Below are 20,086 nucleotides of genomic sequence, written 5' to 3'. Positions count from 1 at the left end.
TTAGCGATACTGTTTCAATAAAAACTTAGCCTGCTAAGTACTAGATCTAATTGTGCGGCAAATCCAACTTTGCTAATATAGTTGCCTAGGCAATTAAAGTTATCATCTTGTTAGGTTTGTTATGATTGAAAATAAGTTGTTATCACAATTACAGCAGCAGTTTCCTGAACATGTATTTATGCAACAGTATTTAAGTGTTGTTCATAAAGGGCGTTTTGCGAACGCAATTGTATACAGGTACAAAGATGATACGTTTGACTTAATAGTAAAAGACTTTAGCCAAAGCCCGTGGTTTATTCGTAAAACCTTTGCCAAGCTTTCTGTAAATCAAGAATTTAAAGGGTTGAGCCGCTTAGCACCGCTTGATGCAGTTGCTAATCGGTTTAGCCGTTTATCGCCGATAGCGGTGGCGTATGACTACATAGAAGGCACGCCGCTTAGGAGCTTAATACACCAGGGTGAGACGTTGCCTGTTGAATTTTTTATTGAGCTTGAACGCCAAGTTGCAAAAATGCACCGCCTAGGCATTGTACATTTAGATTTACGTAATATGGGCAATATATTATGTGGTAGCGATGGCAAGCCTTATATCATTGATTTTCAGTCAACCATTAGCTTTTCGCGCTTTGCGCGTTGGTTGCAACGTTTTATGCGCGGCTCTGACATGTCGGGCGTATATAAAGCGTGGGATAAGCTAAGTCGTACACCTTTGCCGCGTGCTAAGCAGCAGTATTTACAGCGTTTTAACCATGTTCGTAAACGCTGGATATTTAAAGGCTACCCAATACAACGTGCATATGCATGGGGTGCTGCAATGGTCACGCAGTTTGTAGACTCTGACCTAATACGTAACTTAACCGATAGATTTTAATTCCCCTTTTTTCATTGTGTGACTTTGCCCATAACAGCTTAGCTTTATGGGCTTTTTTTTGGTTAAAAATAAGGCCAATAATTTCTTTTTTAATTTTAAAATAAACAGTAGTATCGCTGGTGTTTTTACCCCTACAATGCGCAAAAATAATGAGCGCAGTTTCAACCATCAAAGCTTAAAGCGTCTTAATAAGTTTAGGTTTTTTCTGCAATTTTTTATTGTTCAAGTAAACTATAAGCAATGTGCATTTTAAAATTTAAGGTTTCAAGATGATTGAGTATCCAGTCGACCAACTACCGCAGCTAATAAACGATTTATTACAATGCGAAACACACACGCAAAAAAGCCAGCTTTTAGCCGATGCACAGCTTAATTTATCTACTGAGCACCTATCGCTACTTTTTGAGGCCATCCCAAAAGAACAGCGTCTAGAAATTTGGCAGTTATTAGATAAAGACACGCAGCATGAAATATTCGTCACCCTGAGCGATGACAGCTGCTTATGGTTACTACAAACCTTAGATGATAGCGAGGCATACGCGCTATTAGATGAAGTGAATGTTGAAGAATTACTTGAGCTTGAAGAGGTTATTCCTGAGCGCTTTGTTGATTATGCTAAAAAGCAACTCGATGAAGCACAAACGAAACAATACGATCTTGCTCAGCAGTATCCGCCTGAGCAATTAGGTCACTGGGTTGGTTTCGACTTTCTAAAAATAACTGAAAAAGCAACAATTGCAGGCGTTAAAAAATTACTGCACAAAGGTTTGCCGCAATACAGCGAAGTTGTGTATTTAGTTAGCCGCCAAGGCAGCCTAATAGGTGAACTTGCAGTAAATGATTTAATAAAAGCCGATGAAGGCGATAACCTATTGGCGCTGGCAAACTATGATTTTTCATCATTGCATGCTGATGATGATTTATACGAAGCGGCAGAAGTGGTTATTCACAGTGAAAAAATGGCCATGCCGGTGGTTAATACCGATAACAAATTAGTCGGGCGTTTAACCATTAGCTCGGCATACGAACTACGCCAAGAAATTGCCGACGAAGCTGCTGCCAAAGCTGGTGGTTTACGCGAAGACGAAGACCTGTTTGCCAGTGTAAGAAAAAGTGCTAAAAACCGGGGAATTTGGCTGGGTATAAATTTAGCCACTGCGTTTTTAGCATCGTGGTTTATTGGCTTATTTGGCGCAACAATAGAGCAAGTTGTGGCACTGGCGGTACTTATGCCTGTGGTGGCCTCTATGGGCGGAATCGCCGGGAGTCAAACTTTAACGGTAATAGTGCGCGGTTTAGCGCTTGGCCAGGTAACCGACTCTAACCGCAATGCACTTTTAAAAAAGGAGCTACGGGTGGGTGCGGTGAACGGCTTAGTGTGGGCATTAGTGATTGGCGCGCTCACCTTTGTTTGGTTTAGCGACATAATGCTAAGCATTACAATTACCGTTGCTATATTGCTTAATTTAGTTGCTGCGTCGTTAGCTGGGGTTGTTATACCGTCTATTTTAGACAAAATGAAAATAGACCCTGCGCTTTCTGGCTCGGTAATATTAACCACGGTTACCGATATAGTTGGGTTTGTGACCTTTTTAGGGTTAGGCAGTTTATTACTGCTTTAAGCTAAAAAACAACAAAGCCGCATTAAGCGGCTTTGTTTGTTATTAAGAAAGGTCGCGTTCTTTAATAGTAACCACCCGCTGCGGAAAGGGTATTTCTATCTCAGCGCTATTAATGGCTTTATAAACGCCTGCGTTTATAGCAAGCTTGGTTTCTATTATTTTGGTTGTAGGCACCCAATAGCGATAACTAATGGTTACGCCGCTATCGGCAAAGCGCTCTATGCCTACTTGAGAAATAGGGTTTTGAGCCACCTGATCATGAGCCTTTAATACTTCTTCAATAAGGCTAACAGCGGTATCAGCGCAGGCAGTATAGGCTATGTCTATTTCTCCTTTAACTAACGAGTAGCTAAACGAGTTGTGAATAATTTCACCCACTATGTGCTTGTTAGGAATAGTGATTTCTACCTTTTCTTCATCAATTAAAATGGTGTAACCCAGCTCAATTGTTTTTACTTGGCCGCTGACCCCTTTTACTTCAATGGTATCGCCTACCACAAAAGGGCGCGTGGCAATAATAGCAAGGCCAGCGCCATAGTTTGAAAGCATTCCTTGTAAGGCCAAACCCGCACCTAGAGAGGCAGCACCTATAGCCGCTACAAAGGGGGTAACACTAATGCCTATTTTGCCAAGTGCTATCACTACAACCATCACAATAAGCAATACTTTTACCACGTTACTGACAAAGCTGGTAAGCGTGATATCGACATTGTGACGAGCCATCAATTTAGCGACTAAATTTGAGAGTTTTTTAGCCACCCACAAACCTAGTATAAGAATAAAAACGGCACCCACAATTTGCATGCTGTAGGTAACTAAATACTCAGTGAGCATGGTGTAGTATTTTTCAAATTGTTCTATTTCAGAACTGATCATAGTGGGCTCTTTATATTGCGTAATTATTTTTTGCTAACTATAGCAAAGTGTTGACTAAAAAAGGATATAGCACAGGGACTATTATGGCGGTTAATAATGCGCTTAAAGCCATAGCAACCGAGGAAAACGCGCCTATTTTTGGGTGCTCGTCCAGTGCTGCTGCGGTGCCTATAGCATGGCACGCAGTTCCCATTGCTATTCCTTGAGCTTGCTGGTTATTAACACCTATCCACTTAATGAGCATTAACCCAAAGAGCGCACCTAGTAAGCCAATAAATATAACTAATGCTGCGGCAAGAGAGCTAATCCCCCCTAAGGACTCAGTAACTATTAACGAAATAGGCGTAGTTACACTTAACGCAGCTACGGAGGCGCTTAAATTGGCGGGTACATCAAATAAAATACTTAAAATAAAAGCCACCACTGTGGCGTTAATAATGCCTAAGCTACAGGTGCTTACTATTAACAGTAGATTTTTTCTGACATGTATAAACTGCTGATACAAAGGTAAGGCCAGTGCCACTATAGCAGGCTCTAATAGCCAACTAAGTAGTTGGCTATGCGTGGAAAAATCAGCATAAGGTAATTTTAAATTAACAAGTACTAAGGCAATAATCGCAATACTTAAAAACACTGGGTTGGTGAGCGACTTTACTATGCTGTGCTGCCAGTGTTTATTAAACGCTCTTAATAATAAAAACAGCAAAATAATAGCGGGAGTTGTTAAGTACCATAGCGTAAGGTGCAGCTCAGTCATTGTTATTTTTACCTTTAACATAGCCAACAACGCTGCTTACCAGTAAAAGCGTACTGGCAGGGACTAGCAAAATAACCAAAACCAAATAGGGCCAATGCAGCTTAATAAGTGCAATGTGCTCGATAAATCCTACCCCCGCGGGTATAAAAAATATTGGCATAATATTTAAAATAGGGGAGGCCGAGGGCTTAATATGGTGCTCTTTCACTACACCTAACAGTAATAAACTCAGTAAAATAACCATGCCAAGGAGCGGTGCAGGGAAGCTGCCACCAATTAAGTGCATTATTAATTTAGCACACCCTAAGCACAGTAAAATAATTGCACTGCTAAGCAAGTACTTCATGATAATGGCTCATTAATATAGAAAGAAATTAACGTTAGCAAATACGCACTATTATTAAATGCTAATTTAGTCTTACCAGCGCTTTGAATTTGCATAGCTTATATCTGTTTTCCCTTTTGCTTTGGCAATTGCTTTTTTAGTATTAGGATTGAGTAACAAGCGAATTTGGCTAAACGTTTCTTTAGCTAAAATTTGTCGTTGGTTTGTTGTGTAGCTTTGTTGAGTAACGCGCTTTATCGCTGCCAGTGTATCGGGGGAGCGTTCACGTAATATATTTAACATGCGCTGCGTGGCCTGTTCGGTATTGTCTGTAAGCTCTGTGACTAACCCCAGCTCGTAGGCCGTGTGTGCACTAATAGGATTGGCATGGCTTGCCAGCCACAGCGCTTGGTCGCGCTTTAATAAACCAGCAAGCACTACATTAGCGCCCATATCGGGGCATAGCCCCCAACGCGCTTCCATAATGGCTAGTTTTGCTTGGGTATCAACAATTCTATAGTCGGCGCCCAATGCTATTTGTAGCCCACCCCCTAAACAATTTCCGTTTATTTGCGCAATCACAGGTACGCTTAACGATTGCCAGCCCAGTACCACTTTTTGCGCTAGGTTTTGATTGCCAGGTAGCCATTTTAGCAACAGCCTAACAATGTTTAATGGTGAGGCCATCACTGCAGCCACATCAAGCCCTGAGCAAAAATGCTCACCATCACCTTTTATTACTACGGCGCGAACACTTTTATCTTTTTTTATACGTTTAATAGTGCTGTTTAATTGCATGAACATATCAAAGCTAAGTGCATTTTGTTTTTCTGCGCGGCTTAAAATAACGTTAGCAATGCCTTGTTGTATTTCTAGTTTTATCATTGCGCTCTCCTATTATCATGTGTTTGAGCTTATGATGTACGCCTTACTAAGTAAAGTAACGGTTTGTTTTATAATAAAAAATAAATTGAATTATTTTTAACTTTTTTAGTCAAAGCACTTTAAATCTTATTTAAGCTTAACCGCGCATGAGCTGGTAACAAAAAAGTCATTATTTTTAGCTGTTTTTTCTCAAAACACAGATGAGTTTTGATATTATGTGCGCACTTAAAATGCATTGAGGTTTTACCCATGTCAGGCCCACGTTTATATAGCGAAGAAGAAGTTACCCATCAAGCGTACGATATTTTTTTAGAGCTGGCGCCAAATAATCTTAGCGAACAAGATGTTGAAGACTTTAACGAATACCGAGAAGAGCTTGGGTTTATTGAAGAGGGCGAGCCTGATGAGCAATGGCAAAACTTTGTTGCACTTGAAATAGAGCCGGAGTTATTTGTGCAAGTGCTAGTGGGGTTAGAGTTTGAAAACGAAGATGTGTTATTTGCAAAAATTTTAATTAGCCGTGATAAAGACGCGCCGTTTTGTCATATTTTATGGAAAGAAACAGAGCACGCTGAGTAAGCAGTTTTGTTTGTATGTGCAAGAGAGTTTACCGTGCATAAGTATTTACTATTCGTGTTTTTAATAATGAGCAGCCGGTGTTGGGCTGTTGATCCATTTGAAGACTTTCATGAATATGGACAACTCTCTGATGAAGAAATTCACGAGCTACATAAAGGCGAAATGCTCTATGGCGATACTGAATTTGGCTTGATTTTAAGTAAGGGTAATACTAACTCTACCAGCTTTAAGTTTAGAGGAAATTTATACCAAGACTTCGAAAATTGGCGTAACCAATTTAAATTAGACACCTTGTATAAACGAGATCAAAACGAAGATACAGGGCAAACCGATGTAACGGCAGACCGTATTTTTGTCTCTGCACAGGGTAACTACAAAGTGGGCGTTAAAAACTCTTCATTTTTTATTTACGGTGACTACGAAGAAGATAAATTTAGCGGCCTAGATTACAAAAGTACAGTGGCTACCGGCTATGGTGCCAGAGTTTACCAAGGTGTAAAAAATAAAGTAGATATTGATATTGGCCCAGGTTTATATCGCTCCGTCGCTGATGATGAGTCAGAGGTAAGCGAAGAAGATGAAAACAAAACCGGTTATTTAGTTCGTATTGCAATGCAGTGGGAGCGTTTGGTATCAAAGCGCACGCGCTTTAATCAAGATGTGAGTATTGAGCAGTCTTTGTCGGGGTTAAATTCGCGTTTGAAGTCAGAAACCGCTTTGATTAGCCAAGTCATAGGTGCGGTATCGTTAAAGTTTGCCTACATGTATCGTTATAATTCAAAACCTGAAGACGATAACCTTAAATACGACTCAGAATTAAGCGCCACGTTGGTGTACAGTTTTTAATAATAAAGAGAGCGTTATGTATCAGCATAAACAATATGCGGTGTTTATATTTTTTGTTTTAGCATGGATAGGCGGCTTTGTAGCCTTAGCCTGGAACTTAATGGGCGCCGATGTGCCATTAATGGTATTTGCCTGTGTATTGGTTTTAGTCGGCTTTTTGTTTCATGGTTTAACCGTAAAAGTTGACGAGCAAACAATTAGTTGGGCTTTTGGCCCTGGCGTTGCGGGGCAACGATTAGCACTTGCGGACATAGTGGAGGCTAAAGCGGTGCAAAACTCTTACCGCCATGGTATTGGTATTCGTATTACGCATGATGGGTGGGTGTATTCTGTATCCGGGTTTAGTGCCCTACAGTTAACCTTAAAAGACGGTACTAAGTACCGAGTGGGAACAAACGATCAGCAAGGCTTATTACGTGCGCTTGAGGGTAAAATAACACCCAGTGAAACCCCTTTAGAGGAACCGGCGCCAATAAAAACCGCGACCTACAACAATATGTTATAAAAAAAGCGCCTTAGGCGCTTTTTTTATAAACGGCGGTATGATTAGTGATCGTGACCACAACCGCCTTCACCGTGCACGTGGCCGTGCGCAAGCTCTTCTTCGGTTGCTTCGCGCACCTCTAAAATTTCTACATCAAAATTAAGGGTAATACCCGAAAGCGGGTGGTTGCCATCAACTATAACGTCTTCATCTTGAATCTCGATAATCATCACAGATTGATCACCATCATCAGTTGACGCTCTAAATTGCATACCCACTTCAATCTCCATGCCATCAAACATCGACTTAGGCACCGCTTGCATTAGGTTATCGTGACGTTCGCCGTAGCCTTCTTCAGGTTCTACTTTTACATTTAATGTATCACCGGCTTGCTTGCCTTGGAGTGCATTTTCAAGCCCTGGGATTAAGTAGCCTGTGCCAATAATAAAAACCAGTGGCTCGCCATCAAAAGAGTTATCAATGGTATTGCCATCGTTATCCAGTACTGAATAATGCATTTTTACTACTGTGTTTGGTGCAACGATCATAGTCATTCCTATTTATTCATCTTCAAGAGAGTAAGGTAGAGGCAGAATGCTTAGCTCTACCTGAGGGGTGTGCTTTGCACGAAGTACGTGTGTACTTGGTGTATCGTTTGGCAGCACAACAAGGCCAAATATGGTTTGGCTATTTTCGTTATAGCTTTGGGCAATTAGTTTACCAGCGCGGCGCCAGTTTTCGCCCACTTGGGTTTCAAGCTCAGGCTCTTCAAGTAGGCCATCGCTTTTACCTGTAACAATATACATAGCGCGTTTGTTTTTACCTAGGTACTTCATACGGGCAACCGTTTCTTGGCCGGTGTAACAGCCTTTTTTAAAACTAATGCCGTTAATCGCTTGAAGGTTTACCATTTGTGGTACGTATTCGCCAATGGCGTCACTATTTAATTGTGGCTCGCCCGCTTTTATAGCGGCTTCTTGCCATAGTGCGCAGTTATCTAATGTAGACACATCATCTGGCATACTAAATTGGCTATCAACCATTAGTAAAACGCGATTTGGCGCTAACTTAAGGGCTTTACCACTTGGGAAATCACAGGCCGTTTGGTCATCAGAAAAACGAATATCAAGTTTTTCTAGTACTGGGGTTAAATCGTCACTGATCAACCCGATTAATCTGTTCGTAGAAACATCAATATCTACTTTGGCAAACACAGCGTATTTTTTTAGCTCACTGAGCGACTTCTCTACCTCAGGCTGTGAACCTGCTAAGTAGTAGCTATCTTGGTGAGAAAATAATTTAAACACACCCCACAACTTGCCTTTGGCGCTGCAGTGACCAGCCCATAAATAATTGCTGTTAGATAGTTTATTGAGATCTTGAGTGATTTGTCCGTGAAGATAAGACAATTTATCCGCACCGGTTAGGCTAATAAGTTGGTGAGATAACGGACATGCATAAACGCTCGACATAAAAACCTTCTGTGCAATACAAATGAGTAGACATAATAACGCAGTTATAACCTAGGGTACAGCAACGAAGGCGGGCAGTTTTTTATTATTTGAACACAGATTAATAGCTGCTAATTAGGCGGGTATTTGTTAAACTCGGGGCAATTAAGTATGAGGTTTAAAATGACTGAAATTCATAGTAAAGCACGTATACGCTGGGCTTGTCGCCGCGGCATGTTAGAGTTAGATGTTTTGTTTATGCCATTTGTAGAGCAGGCGTATGATTCGTTAAATGCACAGCAACAGGCTGTATTTCAGCGTTTGCTAACCCAAGAAGACCCTGATTTATTTGCATGGTTTATGGGCCATGAAGAGTGTAAAGATGCTGAGCTTAATACCATGGTATCGCTAATTTTAGACCGAGTTCGTGTATAGGTTTACGGTAGTAAATAATAAAGCAGAACAGCGGCCTGTGGTGCTGTTTTTCTGCTTATTAAGTGTGGTATTAGGGCTTTATTTAAGCTCTTTTTTTAGCATTGTTGTTTGTATAACTGTAAATGCAATTGCGCTTTGCTGGGTATGGCAAAAAATAGTGGCTATTCACCCTGAAAGTGGCGTTATTATTTTAGAGCCTAAGCAAATACGCTTTGAAAATGAAAATTTAAAAGTTCAGGGGCAAATAACCCCTAAAACAAAAATATTAAATACCAGTGTGTGGTTACACATTAAAGGTTTTAATAAACGCCAATGGCTTATTATTTCAGCTAATGGCGTAAATAAGCAAAGCTACGCACGTTTAAAGCGCGCAGCATTGATTGCCATTAATGGCGAGGTGGAATCAAAATAGTAGGTGTTGGGTTTTCATTTTGCTCAGGGTAGTCAATCGTATAGTGAAGGCCGCGGCTTTCTTTACGCTGCATTGCACTTCTAATTATCAGTTCGGCTACTTGTACTAAATTACGAAGCTCCAATAAGTTATTACTTACTCTAAAGTTTGCGTAATAATCATGTATTTCTTGTTGTAATAACTCAACACGGTGCAGTGCTCGCTCTAGGCGTTTAGTTGAGCGCACAATGCCTACATAATCCCACATAAATAACCGCAGTTCGTGCCAGTTATGGGTAATAACAATTTCTTCATCAGAATTACTTACTCGGCTTTCATCCCAACTTGGCAGCGCAAGTGGTGCTGGCGCATGCTCAAGTTTACTTAAAATATCTTTAGCGGCAGCGTGAGCAAATACAATGCACTCTAATAATGAATTGCTCGCCATACGGTTAGCGCCGTGCAAACCTGTGTAGGCGACTTCGCCTACAGCGTATAAGTTATCTAAATCGGTTTTACCGTTAAAGTCGCTCATTACACCGCCACACGTATAATGCGCGGCAGGAACAACCGGGATGGCTTCTTTGGTTATATCAAGCCCTACACTTAAACACTTTGCGTAAATAGTAGGGAAGTGCTCAATAATAAAGTCTTTATCTTTGTGGCTAATATCTAGGTATACACAATTTGCACCTAAACGCTTCATTTCAAAGTCGATAGCACGGGCTACTATGTCGCGCGGTGCCAGCTCTTCTCTATCGTCAAAGTCTTTCATAAAGCGAGTGCCGTCGGGGCGCTTTAAATAAGCTCCTTCACCGCGCATAGCTTCGGTAATTAAGAAGTTTTGTAGCTCTGGATGATAAAGGCTTGTGGGGTGAAACTGGTTAAATTCCATATTGGCTACCCTACAGCCTGCACGCCACGCCATGGCAATACCGTCACCGCTAGATACATCAGGGTTTGAAGTGTACAAATACACCTTGCTTGCACCCCCTGTTGCGAGCGCTACAAATTTAGCGGAAATAGTTTCTACTTTTTTTGCTTTTTTATTCCACACGTACATGCCATGAATATGCGAGCCCGGCTTACCTAAGCTTTTATCACTAATTAAATCGATGGCATTGTATTGCTCGAGCAAGGTAATGTTTTTATGCGCTTTAACTTGGCTAATTAACGTGGTTTGTACGGCCTTACCAGTGGCATCGGCTGCATGTAAAATACGGCGATGGCTGTGTCCGCCCTCGCGGGTTAAATGAAAGCGCTCTTTTCCTTTGCTATCAAACTCCATATCAAAAGGAACGCCTTGCTCAATGAGCCATTGTAAACACTGATGCGCATTACTTGCAGTATAATGCACAGCTTCTCGGTCACATAAACCACCGCCGGCATCAAGGGTATCTTCAACATGTGATTCTATGCTGTCGTTTTTTTTATCAAATACTGCGGCAATCCCGCCTTGTGCATACAGTGTAGAGCCTTCGGTGAGGGCACCTTTACTGATCACAGTAACATTACAATAGTTAGCTAAAGACAATGCAAGAGATAAGCCCGCCGCGCCGCTACCGATAATAGCGACATCAGCAATATGATGTTTATTTTGGTTCATGTCAGAGGTACTTTGCGGTTACAATGCTCAAATTAGAGCAATATTTGTTTTTAATAGTGTAGTTGTATCATATTTGTCATATTACTACGTAGTGATTTTAATGGCTTAGCGCCGTTATTTACGACTATTTTATAAAAAAATAATATTAAGCAGAACTTTTTATTCATAAAGACGTCAGAGTATTTGTGAACAATGGCGACACTATGAATAACCAGCAAGAATCAAACAGAGGAGTACCGGCTCGAATGAGCGAGCAGGAATTAGATTTAGCGCTTGTAAAAAGGGTCCAGCAAGGAGATAAAAACGCCTTCAACCTATTAGTAAAGAAGTATCAGAGCAAAATTGCAGGGTTAATTTCACGTTATGTGTCTAACCAAGGCGATATTGCAGATGTAGCACAAGAGGCATTTATTAAGGCCTACCGTGCACTTCCAAACTTTAGAGGTGATAGTGCCTTTTATACGTGGTTATACCGTATTGCCGTTAATTGTGCTAAAAATTATTTAGTAGCTCAGGGCCGTAAACCGCCAGCAAACGATATAGACGCTGAAGATGCCGAGTTTTATGACGGTGCGGATTCGATGCGTTCAAACGCATCGCCTGAAAATTTACTGTTAAGCGACGAAGTACGCGCTGTTATTTTTAATACGATTGATAGTTTGCCTGAAGACCTCAAAACCGCGATTACCCTAAGAGAAATCGAAGGGATGAGCTATGAAGAAATAGCCGTGGTAATGGATTGCCCTGTTGGGACAGTACGTTCGCGTATTTTTAGAGCCCGAGAAGCAATAGATAATAAATTAAACCCATTAATAGGCGAGTCTTAGTATGACAAAAGCACACGTTAACAAGTTGGATAGCGAAACGTTATCAGCATTACTTGACGGCGAACAACACCTTGCAGAGGGTAAAATTTCTGATCAGGATGTTGCTACGTTTGGTCGATATGCGCTAATTGGTGATGCGATGCGTGCTCAAAAAAATAACAACGACATACACATCGATATAAGCGATAACATCGCCTTAGCACTTGAAAGTGAGCCTGTGTATGCCGATTTCACCCAATCGACAGCAAACAAAGCTCCAGATACCGAGCACAGTGAAGCGCAGCAAGACAACAAAGTAGTGGCGTTTAATTGGCGTAAGCCGGTTGCACAACTTGCTATTGCTGCAAGCGTAGCTATGTTTGCCATTGTTGGCGTAAATACCTTGCCGCAAGGTGCGGGCGAGCAAGAAAGCGAAATTCCGCTTTTACAAACTACCCCATTAACAGGTATGGCGTCGCCGGTGAGTTACTCTTCAGAACCTGCTCTTGAAAACGCTGAGCAAGGTTTACGCGAATTACAGCAACAACGCATTGGCGCGTTAGTTTTAGAGCATCAACGTCAAGCACGTGTTGCACACTCTTTGCAAACAGCGCAAAATAGTGACAAAGCGCAAGAGGAAAAAAACTAATTAAATGAAAGTAATCACTTTTGTTCTGTCGTTAGTATTAAGCTTTAATGTTTTTGCTAACGACACAAATCCCGCCAAAGATTTATTACTAAACATGGCGAACGCAGTGCATACCCGTAATTTTGACGCCTCTTTTGTGGTGGTAAAGGGTAAAGCCATGGAACCTTACCGTTGGGTGCATGCAAAGCAAGGTGAAACAGAGCTTGAGCATTTAAGTTTACTTAATGGCGCGGGCTTAGAAATGGTGAGAATTAACGACCAAGTAACCTACTTTGAACCGCAATCGCAGCCATATTCTATAAATACAGACTCCATTGCTGGGCCAATACCTGAAGTATTATTTAAAGATATTGAAGCGCTAAGCAGCCAATATGATTTTGTGCTAGGTGGTAAAGGCCGTATTGCAGGGCGAGCGGCGCAACTGGTGAGAATAGAATCAAAAGATGAATACAAATATAACTATTGGATTTGGCTTGATACAGAGTCATCGCTGTTATTAAAAGCCGCTTATGTTAACCACAAAGGTGAAGCATTAGAGCAGCTACAGTTAACCCATATTAGCGTAACAGAGCAACCAGCACCGATGATTTTAGAAGTGCTCAACCGTAATTTTCCAACGCCGTTACCAGGTAACGCACTGGAAGGTGAAAAAAGCAATGCCACAAACTGGCGCATTGGTTGGTTACCTAATGGCTTTAAATTACTAAAATCAGACCGCCATAAACTCGATTTAAACAACGAACTTACTGACTATTATTTATATTCTGATGGGTTTGTTGAAATTTCAGTTTTTGTACAGCGCCCCTTACCAGGTCGCCGCTTAAGCGGATCATTAACTTCTGGCGCAACGACAATTTATGTGCATAATGGCGGAAACTTTGATGTATCCGTTGTTGGTAATGTGCCAAGCCAAACCGCAAAGGCAATTGCTGAGTCAGTGACTCGCGCATTATAAACAATTCGTAAGGGTTGTTATGATTGAACAAACACTTACAGTGGTTGCCCTAGATGGCACCACTGCCCACTTAGAAGCCCAGCAAAAAAAAGCCTGCGAAGGGTGTAATGGTCGCTGTGGCTCGCAAGTCTTTGCCAAACTCTTTGGTAGCGATAAAAAAACCTTTCCATATCAATTTGATACTCCTGTAGAAGTGGGCCAAAAAGTAACGCTCTCATTAGATGATTCGCATCTAGTCAAACATGCTTTTGCTGTATACATGCTGCCTTTATTTTTAGGATTAACGCTTGCATTTATTAGTGCCGAATTACTACTTTTAGCGCAGGGATGGCAAATATTATTCGCCGCTTTGGGCGGTGTAGGTGGTTACTTTTTGGCCAAAAGCAAAGTGAAAACACTCAGGCATGATGTAAAAGTGATAAAAATTCATCCAATTAGCCTTCCTTTAACGCAAATAGATGGTGATTAAGGCCAATTAAATGTAAAATTGCCGTTTTATACCAGAGTAACTTGGAAATACAGGGTAAAAAGGCAATCAAAATTTGATTATCTAAAGCGCATTTAGCCACTTATATAGCACTTATACCCAATAAGTATTTTCAAGTCACTCAGGTGTTCGTACTTAGCCTATTAAAATAGAAGTTTAGAATCCAGTTTATGAAGCATATCCGTAATTTTTCGATCATCGCCCATATTGACCATGGTAAATCGACCCTTTCAGATCGTTTGATCCAGGTTTGTGGTGGCTTAACAGACCGCGAAATGCAAAAGCAAGTGTTAGATTCAATGGACATCGAGCGTGAGCGCGGTATTACTATTAAAGCGCAAAGTGTAACGCTTAACTACACTGCTAACGATGGCGAAACCTACCAACTTAACTTTATCGATACACCAGGGCACGTTGACTTTACTTATGAAGTTTCTCGCTCTTTAGCGGCATGTGAAGGTGCGCTTTTAGTTGTTGATGCCGGACAAGGTGTTGAAGCACAAACGCTGGCAAACTGTTATACCGCCATTGAAATGGATTTAGAAGTAATCCCTGTTTTAAATAAAATAGATTTACCGCAAGCTGATCCGCTTCGTGTAGCAGAAGAAATTGAAGACATTATTGGTATTGATGCCCTAGATGCTGTGCAATGTAGTGCAAAAACAGGTGTTGGTATTGCTGAAGTACTTGAGATGATTGTAAAGGATATCCCACCACCGGTAGGTGAAAAAGATCAACCTTTACAGGCGCTTATTATTGACTCGTGGTTTGACCCATACCAAGGTGTTGTATCACTAGTGCGTATTAAGCACGGTGAACTACGTGCCGGCGACAAAATAAAAATAATGTCGAACGAGCAAGTACATACAGCTGATCACGTGGGTATTTTTACCCCTAAACAAACCAACACGGGTATTTTACGTACCGGCGAAGTAGGGTTTGTTATTGCCGGTATTAAAGAAATACACGGCGCCCCAGTGGGCGATACGATTACGCATCAAAAAAATGCGGCACCAGTGCGTTTACCAGGCTTTCAAAAAATTAAGCCGCAAGTATATGCAGGTATGTTCCCAATTGCCTCTGATGATTATGAATCGTTCCGCGATGCGCTTAATAAACTAAGCTTAAATGATGCGTCGTTATTTTTTGAACCTGAAAATTCAACAGCACTGGGTTTTGGTTTCCGCTGTGGCTTTTTAGGTATGCTACACATGGAAATTATTCAAGAGCGTTTAGAGCGTGAATACGATATTGATTTAATTACCACGGCACCTACTGTAATCTACGAAGTAGTAACCAAAGAAGGTACGAGTCAAATTGATAACCCGTCTGACTTACCGGCGGTAAATGATATTGTTGAAATACGCGAACCAGTGGTAGAGGCAAACATACTTGTACCGCAAGAGTTTTTAGGTAGCGTTATTACTCTGTGTGTAGAAAAACGTGGTATGCAAACTAAAATGAGTTATCACGGCAAGCAAGTCGCTGTAACTTATGAGCTACCTATGGCTGAAGTGGTTATGGACTTTTTTGATAAATTAAAGTCAACCAGTCGTGGTTTTGCATCGCTTGATTACAACTTTAAGCACTTTCAAACATCAGACATGGTACGTGTTGATATACTTATCAATGGTGAACGTGTTGATGCGCTCGCTATAATTGTTCACCGCGACAGTGCACAATCACGCGGCCGCCAACTTGCTGATGCGTTAAAAGAGCTTATTCCGCGTCAAATGTTTGATATTGCGATTCAAGCTGCAATAGGACAACATGTTATTGCGCGTACCACGGTTAAGCAATTACGTAAAAATGTAATCGCTAAGTGTTACGGTGGTGATGTGAGTCGTAAGAAAAAGCTACTGCAAAAGCAAAAAGATGGTAAAAAACGAATGAAGCAATTGGGTAACGTAGAAGTACCGCAAGAAGCGTTTCTAGCTATTTTGAAAGTTGGTAAATAAAAACAAAGGATTATAGATGGCTGGTTATTTCTCAGTTTTATTGGTGTTATTAACGTTAGGCTCAGGTTTAATATGGTTAATTGACCACCTAATGTATGCGCCAAAAAGGCAAGAGCGTTTGGCGCTTGCCCAAACATCTGCCGGTGGCCAGCTTGATGAAGAAACAGCGGCGTTAATAGCACCTGAGCCGGCAATTACAGAAACTGCAAAATCGATTTTTCCGATGATTGCAGCTATTACTATTTTTAGGTCGTTTATTTTTGAGCCTTTTCAAATACCGTCAGGTTCAATGATGCCAACCTTGTTGGTGGGCGACTTTATTTTAGTACAAAAGTACTCGTACGGGATTAAAGACCCGGTATGGCGTAGCCAGCTTGTAGATGTAGGCGAGCCTGAACGCGGCGATATTGTTGTTTTTAAATACCCGTTAGATGAGCGAGTAGATTATATAAAACGTGCTATTGGTTTACCGGGCGATAAAATTGTTTATCGTGATAAGCGTTTATATATTCAACCTAATTGTAAAGAAGGCGAGACCCAGCAGGGTGACCTACTTTGTAATGAGTTTAATAAAATTGATTTTAAATTAATCAACGATAATGAGTTTAAACAAGGCCAGATGTCGCTTGCCCGAGTAAATGAAGATTTAACGACACTCAAGCACGACATTTTAATCAACCCACGCGCACCTGAACGTAAAGGGCGTTACTATCAGCAACCAGGTACTCCTTCGGATGAATGGACTGTACCAGCTGATCATTATTTTATGATGGGTGATAACCGCGACAACAGCCAAGATAGTCGCTTTTGGGGCTTTGTACCAAAAGAAAACTTGGTGGGTAAAGCTGTCTTTATATGGATGAGTTTTGAATTTGAGAATGGCCCAGATGATGTTTTACCAGGATGGGTTCCAACTGGTGTTCGTTTTGAACGCCTAGGTAATATTCAGTAACAATGAAAAAAAATGTAACAGAATTATATAAACGAATTGGCTACGAATTTGCTGATCAAGGTTTACTTGAACAGGCAATGACGCACCGCAGTCATAAAGGTCAACATAACGAACGCTTAGAGTTTTTAGGCGATTCAATTTTGAGCTTTGTTATTGCTAATGCTTTGTACGACAAATTTCCAAAAGCGCGTGAAGGCGATTTAAGCCGTATGCGATCTACGCTTGTGCGTGGCCAAACTCTTGCTGAATTTGGGCTAGAGTTTGGTTTAGGTGACTACTTGCGCCTTGGGCCGGGTGAGTTAAAAAGCGGTGGTTTTCGTCGTGAATCAACATTAGCTGATGCTGTAGAAGCCATTATAGGGGCTGTGTTTTTAGACTCAAACATAGACCGCTGTGGCGAGCTGATTTTAGCGTGGTACGAATCTCGACTTGATGCTATTTCACCAGGGCTTAATCAAAAAGATCCTAAGACCCTGCTGCAAGAGTATCTACAAGCGCGTAAGTTATCTTTACCGGGCTACACCGTTGTCGATACCAAAGGCCAAGCGCACAATCAAACGTTCACGGTTGAATGTATAGTTGAAGGTATGGATAGCATTATTTCTGTTGGTAGCTCGCGTCGTAAAGCCGAACAAAAAGCTGCCGAAAAAGCATTGAAGATACTAAAAAATGAATCTTGATACCTTAATACAGCCTCATGAAGGTGATATTGATACGTTTTGTGGCATGGTTGCCATTGTTGGCCGCCCTAATGTAGGTAAATCAACATTGCTTAATGAAATCATTGAGCAAAAAGTAAGTATTACCTCGCGCAAGCCACAAACAACTCGCCACCGTATTATGGGTATTCATACAGAAGGGCAACACCAAGCTGTTTATATTGATACGCCGGGCTTACACGTTGAAGAAAAGCGGGCTATTAATCGCTTAATGAACCGTGCTGCATCGAGTTCAATTGGTGATGTAGAGCTTATTATTTTTGTTGTTGAGGGCACTCACTGGAATGCCGATGACGAAATGGTACTTAATAAAGTATCGCAAAGTGGTAAGCCTGTTTTACTTGTTATTAATAAAATAGACCAAGTAAAAGACCGCGATTTAGTATTACCGCATATGAAGATGCTTGGCGACAAATTTGATTTTGTGGGCATTATGCCGGTATCGGCAACGCAAGGTAAAAACGTTGATTTAATTAAAGCCGAAGTAACTAAACGCTTACCACCGTGCGAATTTTACTTTCCTGATGACTATGTAACCGACCGCTCAATGCGTTTTATGGCGGCAGAAGTTATTCGTGAAAAGCTAATGCGCTTTATGGGTGAAGAGCTGCCGTATTCTGTTACTGTAGAAATTGAGCAGTTTAAATGGCAAGAAAACGGTGTTTGGCATATCAACGGGTTAATTCTTGTTGAGCGTGAAACCCAAAAACGCATGGTAATAGGTAACAAAGGCGAAAAGCTTAAAGTGATTGGCCGTGAAGCCCGTAAAGACCTTGAAGAAATGCTCGATAACAAAGTGTTTTTAGAGCTTTGGGTTAAAGTTAAATCGGGTTGGGCAGATGATGAACGTGCCTTAAGAAGTTTAGGCTATGGCGAAGATTAACCAGCATTTAGCCAACTAATATGGATAGCGACTTCTACACAGCGTACCTATTACATCGGCGTCCTTATAGCGACTCCCAAGTAATGCTCGATATGCTGGTAGAAGGCGTAGGCCAGCTTAGAATGCTAGCCAGAGTGAGTGGTCGCCAGGCCACTAAACACAAAGCACAATTACAGCCTTTTCAGGCACTGCTTGTTCATTACAGTGGCAAGTACGATTTAAAATACATTAATAAATTTGAGCTACATGGTAATCCTTTATATTTAACAAAGGATAAGCTTTACTGTGGCTTTTATTTAAATGAGCTGACTAACCGCATTGTGCCGGTAAACGAGCCACTTGAACAAGTGTTTGAGCTCTACAAAACTCACCTAGAGAACTTAAATAGCGATGTCGATTTACAATCGGTGCTGCGCTCATACGAATTTCAATTATTAGAGTTGTTGGGTTATGGCGTCGACTTTAGCTTTGATGCCAGTGGTGAGCCAATTGATGAAAGGCAAACGTATAGTTACTTTCCTGAGTTGGGTTTTTTGATGCAACAAGATACGCGCTCAGGTTTTAGCGGCGCTCAGCTCAAAGCGATTGCTAATCATGATTTTAGCCAAAGCGATGTACTCTATATGGCAAAACAATTAAGCCGTTATTTACTAAAACCTTTACTGGGTAATAAACCATTAAAAAGCCGTGAATTATTTATGGCCTCTCAATAAACATATTTTACAGGTAACAAAATGAAAGACATTCTTTTAGGCGTAAACGTTGATCATATTGCAACGCTTCGCCAAGCGCGTGGTACATCATACCCAGACCCAGCACATGCAGCCAGTGTGGCAGAGCACGCCGGTGCAGATGGTATTACTATTCATTTGCGTGAAGACCGTCGCCATATTCAAGACCGCGATGTATACGTAATGGCTAAAACGATTCAAACGCGTATGAATCTTGAAACAGCGGTTACAGATGAAATGATTAACATTGCTCTTGAAGTAAAGCCTGAGTATGTATGTTTAGTACCTGAAAAACGTGAAGAGCTTACGACCGAAGGCGGCCTAGATGTGGCTGGTAATGTAGATAAAATTAAAGCGGCCACTAAAACACTAACTGATGCGGGTATTAAAGTGTCATTATTTATTGACGCCGATAAAGCACAGTTAGATGCAGCTAAAGCGTGTGGTGCACCGTATGTAGAAATTCATACCGGCGCGTATGCAGATGCCACTAATGATGAAGATTTACACAAAGAGCTTGAGCACATACGAGAGGGTGTAAAATACGCGGCGAGCTTAGGCTTAATTGTAAATGCAGGGCATGGCCTTCATTATCATAACGTAAAACCAATTGCTGCAATGCCTGAAATTTATGAGCTTAACATTGGCCACGCTATTATTGCGCGCGCAGCTATTGATGGCCTTGAAAAAGCAGTACGCGACATGAAACGCCTCATGATTGAGGCAAGGTTATAAATTTAACCCCATGGTGGCACCATTTAATAGAAATACTTAATTAAGTAAAATGGTATTAAAACCTGTTAAAAGCGCATTTACTG

General features: G+C 41.2%; 24 protein-coding genes. 17 read left to right on the top strand and 7 right to left on the bottom strand.

The window, feature by feature from the left end; translation table 11 throughout:
- Positions 1-121 precede the first annotated feature (121 nt).
- Positions 122-871 carry a serine/threonine protein kinase gene (locus tag PSH50_RS05210; RefSeq protein ID WP_273587470.1) on the top strand — a complete coding sequence of 250 codons (750 nt, stop codon included), beginning with the start codon at positions 122-124 and terminating at the stop codon, positions 869-871.
- Between the two features lie 269 nt (positions 872-1,140).
- On the top strand, positions 1,141-2,493 hold the full coding sequence (locus PSH50_RS05205) for a magnesium transporter (protein ID WP_024033089.1): 1,353 nt from the start codon (positions 1,141-1,143) through the stop codon (positions 2,491-2,493).
- Between the two features lie 42 nt (positions 2,494-2,535).
- Here the strand turns inward: PSH50_RS05205 and PSH50_RS05200 are convergent, their stop codons facing one another.
- The 4 genes from PSH50_RS05200 to PSH50_RS05185 all read right to left on the bottom strand — a co-directional run bounded on the left by PSH50_RS05200 (position 2,536) and on the right by PSH50_RS05185 (position 5,336).
- Entirely contained in the window at positions 2,536-3,369 is an 834-nt protein-coding gene (locus tag PSH50_RS05200; RefSeq protein WP_029774567.1) for a mechanosensitive ion channel family protein, read from the bottom strand.
- Between the two features lie 37 nt (positions 3,370-3,406).
- Entirely contained in the window at positions 3,407-4,126 is a 720-nt protein-coding gene (locus tag PSH50_RS05195; protein ID WP_121637848.1) for an LrgB family protein, read from the bottom strand.
- On the bottom strand, positions 4,119-4,472 hold the full coding sequence (locus tag PSH50_RS05190) for a CidA/LrgA family protein (RefSeq protein WP_004586211.1): 354 nt from the start codon (positions 4,470-4,472) through the stop codon (positions 4,119-4,121). Before PSH50_RS05190 ends, PSH50_RS05195 begins: the two co-directional genes overlap by 8 nt.
- Positions 4,473-4,544: 72 nt before the next feature.
- Positions 4,545-5,336, bottom strand: a complete 792-nt coding sequence (locus PSH50_RS05185) for a crotonase/enoyl-CoA hydratase family protein (protein WP_054982702.1) — start codon at positions 5,334-5,336, stop codon at positions 4,545-4,547.
- 249 nt (positions 5,337-5,585) lie between these two features.
- On the opposite strand from PSH50_RS05185, the gene PSH50_RS05180 reads away from it, so the two are divergent.
- From PSH50_RS05180 to PSH50_RS05170, 3 genes are read left to right on the top strand one after another with little or no spacing between them, the layout of a single operon-like run.
- Entirely contained in the window at positions 5,586-5,915 is a 330-nt protein-coding gene (locus PSH50_RS05180) for an HI1450 family dsDNA-mimic protein (protein ID WP_029771932.1), read from the top strand.
- Between the two features lie 33 nt (positions 5,916-5,948).
- Positions 5,949-6,761, top strand: coding sequence for a DUF481 domain-containing protein (locus PSH50_RS05175; protein WP_004586215.1), 813 nt, complete (start codon positions 5,949-5,951; stop codon positions 6,759-6,761).
- Between the two features lie 16 nt (positions 6,762-6,777).
- Positions 6,778-7,266, top strand: a complete 489-nt coding sequence (locus PSH50_RS05170) for a hypothetical protein (RefSeq protein ID WP_273587471.1) — start codon at positions 6,778-6,780, stop codon at positions 7,264-7,266.
- A gap of 41 nt (positions 7,267-7,307) precedes the next feature.
- On the opposite strand, the gene PSH50_RS05165 is transcribed toward PSH50_RS05170, so the two are convergent.
- Both PSH50_RS05165 and PSH50_RS05160 read right to left on the bottom strand, forming a co-directional pair.
- Positions 7,308-7,793: a peptidylprolyl isomerase gene (locus tag PSH50_RS05165; protein WP_004586217.1), complete on the bottom strand. Its 486-nt coding sequence runs from the start codon at positions 7,791-7,793 to the stop codon at positions 7,308-7,310.
- A gap of 12 nt (positions 7,794-7,805) precedes the next feature.
- Complete coding sequence (locus PSH50_RS05160) at positions 7,806-8,717, bottom strand: folate-binding protein YgfZ (protein ID WP_256851215.1); 912 nt, start codon at positions 8,715-8,717, stop codon at positions 7,806-7,808.
- Between the two features lie 162 nt (positions 8,718-8,879).
- Here PSH50_RS05160 and PSH50_RS05155 point away from each other — a divergent pair, with 162 nt between their 5' ends.
- Positions 8,880-9,131, top strand: coding sequence for a succinate dehydrogenase assembly factor 2 (locus tag PSH50_RS05155; RefSeq protein ID WP_004586219.1), 252 nt, complete (start codon positions 8,880-8,882; stop codon positions 9,129-9,131).
- Positions 9,124-9,543 carry a hypothetical protein gene (locus PSH50_RS05150; protein WP_138684439.1) on the top strand — a complete coding sequence of 140 codons (420 nt, stop codon included), beginning with the start codon at positions 9,124-9,126 and terminating at the stop codon, positions 9,541-9,543. The genes PSH50_RS05155 and PSH50_RS05150 overlap by 8 nt, the downstream gene beginning before the upstream one ends.
- On the opposite strand, the gene nadB is transcribed toward PSH50_RS05150, so the two are convergent.
- Entirely contained in the window at positions 9,518-11,128 is a 1,611-nt protein-coding gene (gene nadB, locus PSH50_RS05145; protein WP_024033085.1) for an L-aspartate oxidase, read from the bottom strand. The genes PSH50_RS05150 and nadB overlap by 26 nt on opposite strands.
- 245 nt (positions 11,129-11,373) lie before the next feature.
- Between nadB and rpoE the strand changes: the two genes are divergently transcribed.
- From rpoE to pdxJ, 10 genes are all read left to right on the top strand, one after another.
- A complete protein-coding gene (rpoE, locus tag PSH50_RS05140) occupies positions 11,374-11,955 on the top strand; it encodes an RNA polymerase sigma factor RpoE (protein ID WP_273587480.1) in 582 nt (193 codons plus the stop codon).
- Position 11,956: 1 nt separating this feature from the next.
- The gene (locus tag PSH50_RS05135; protein ID WP_024033083.1) at positions 11,957-12,583 is read left to right on the top strand and encodes a sigma-E factor negative regulatory protein; all 627 of its coding nucleotides are present in this window, start codon (positions 11,957-11,959) and stop codon (positions 12,581-12,583) included.
- Positions 12,584-12,587: 4 nt separating this feature from the next.
- Entirely contained in the window at positions 12,588-13,538 is a 951-nt protein-coding gene (locus PSH50_RS05130; RefSeq protein ID WP_273587472.1) for a MucB/RseB C-terminal domain-containing protein, read from the top strand.
- A 19-nt stretch (positions 13,539-13,557) separates the two neighbouring features.
- A complete protein-coding gene (locus tag PSH50_RS05125; RefSeq protein ID WP_004586225.1) occupies positions 13,558-14,007 on the top strand; it encodes a SoxR reducing system RseC family protein in 450 nt (149 codons plus the stop codon).
- A 188-nt stretch (positions 14,008-14,195) separates the two neighbouring features.
- Positions 14,196-15,983 (top strand): translation elongation factor 4, encoded by a 1,788-nt coding sequence (gene lepA, locus PSH50_RS05120; protein WP_029771928.1) that lies wholly within the window; start codon positions 14,196-14,198, stop codon positions 15,981-15,983.
- A 16-nt stretch (positions 15,984-15,999) separates the two neighbouring features.
- The gene (lepB, locus tag PSH50_RS05115) at positions 16,000-16,935 is read left to right on the top strand and encodes a signal peptidase I (protein ID WP_004586227.1); all 936 of its coding nucleotides are present in this window, start codon (positions 16,000-16,002) and stop codon (positions 16,933-16,935) included.
- 2 nt (positions 16,936-16,937) lie between these two features.
- A complete protein-coding gene (gene rnc, locus PSH50_RS05110; RefSeq protein ID WP_004586228.1) occupies positions 16,938-17,615 on the top strand; it encodes a ribonuclease III in 678 nt (225 codons plus the stop codon).
- Positions 17,605-18,537 carry a GTPase Era gene (era, locus tag PSH50_RS05105; protein ID WP_004586229.1) on the top strand — a complete coding sequence of 311 codons (933 nt, stop codon included), beginning with the start codon at positions 17,605-17,607 and terminating at the stop codon, positions 18,535-18,537. The genes rnc and era overlap by 11 nt, the downstream gene beginning before the upstream one ends.
- A 20-nt stretch (positions 18,538-18,557) precedes the next feature.
- A complete protein-coding gene (recO, locus tag PSH50_RS05100; protein WP_024033080.1) occupies positions 18,558-19,250 on the top strand; it encodes a DNA repair protein RecO in 693 nt (230 codons plus the stop codon).
- Positions 19,251-19,271: 21 nt separating this feature from the next.
- On the top strand, positions 19,272-20,003 hold the full coding sequence (gene pdxJ / locus PSH50_RS05095; protein WP_004586231.1) for a pyridoxine 5'-phosphate synthase: 732 nt from the start codon (positions 19,272-19,274) through the stop codon (positions 20,001-20,003).
- Positions 20,004-20,086 lie beyond the last annotated feature (83 nt).

The sequence above is a fragment of the Pseudoalteromonas sp. Angola-7 genome (assembly GCF_028599255.1).
GTDB classification, from domain to species: domain Bacteria; phylum Pseudomonadota; class Gammaproteobacteria; order Enterobacterales; family Alteromonadaceae; genus Pseudoalteromonas; species Pseudoalteromonas atlantica.
This window is presented reverse-complemented; position numbering and strand designations above follow the sequence as displayed.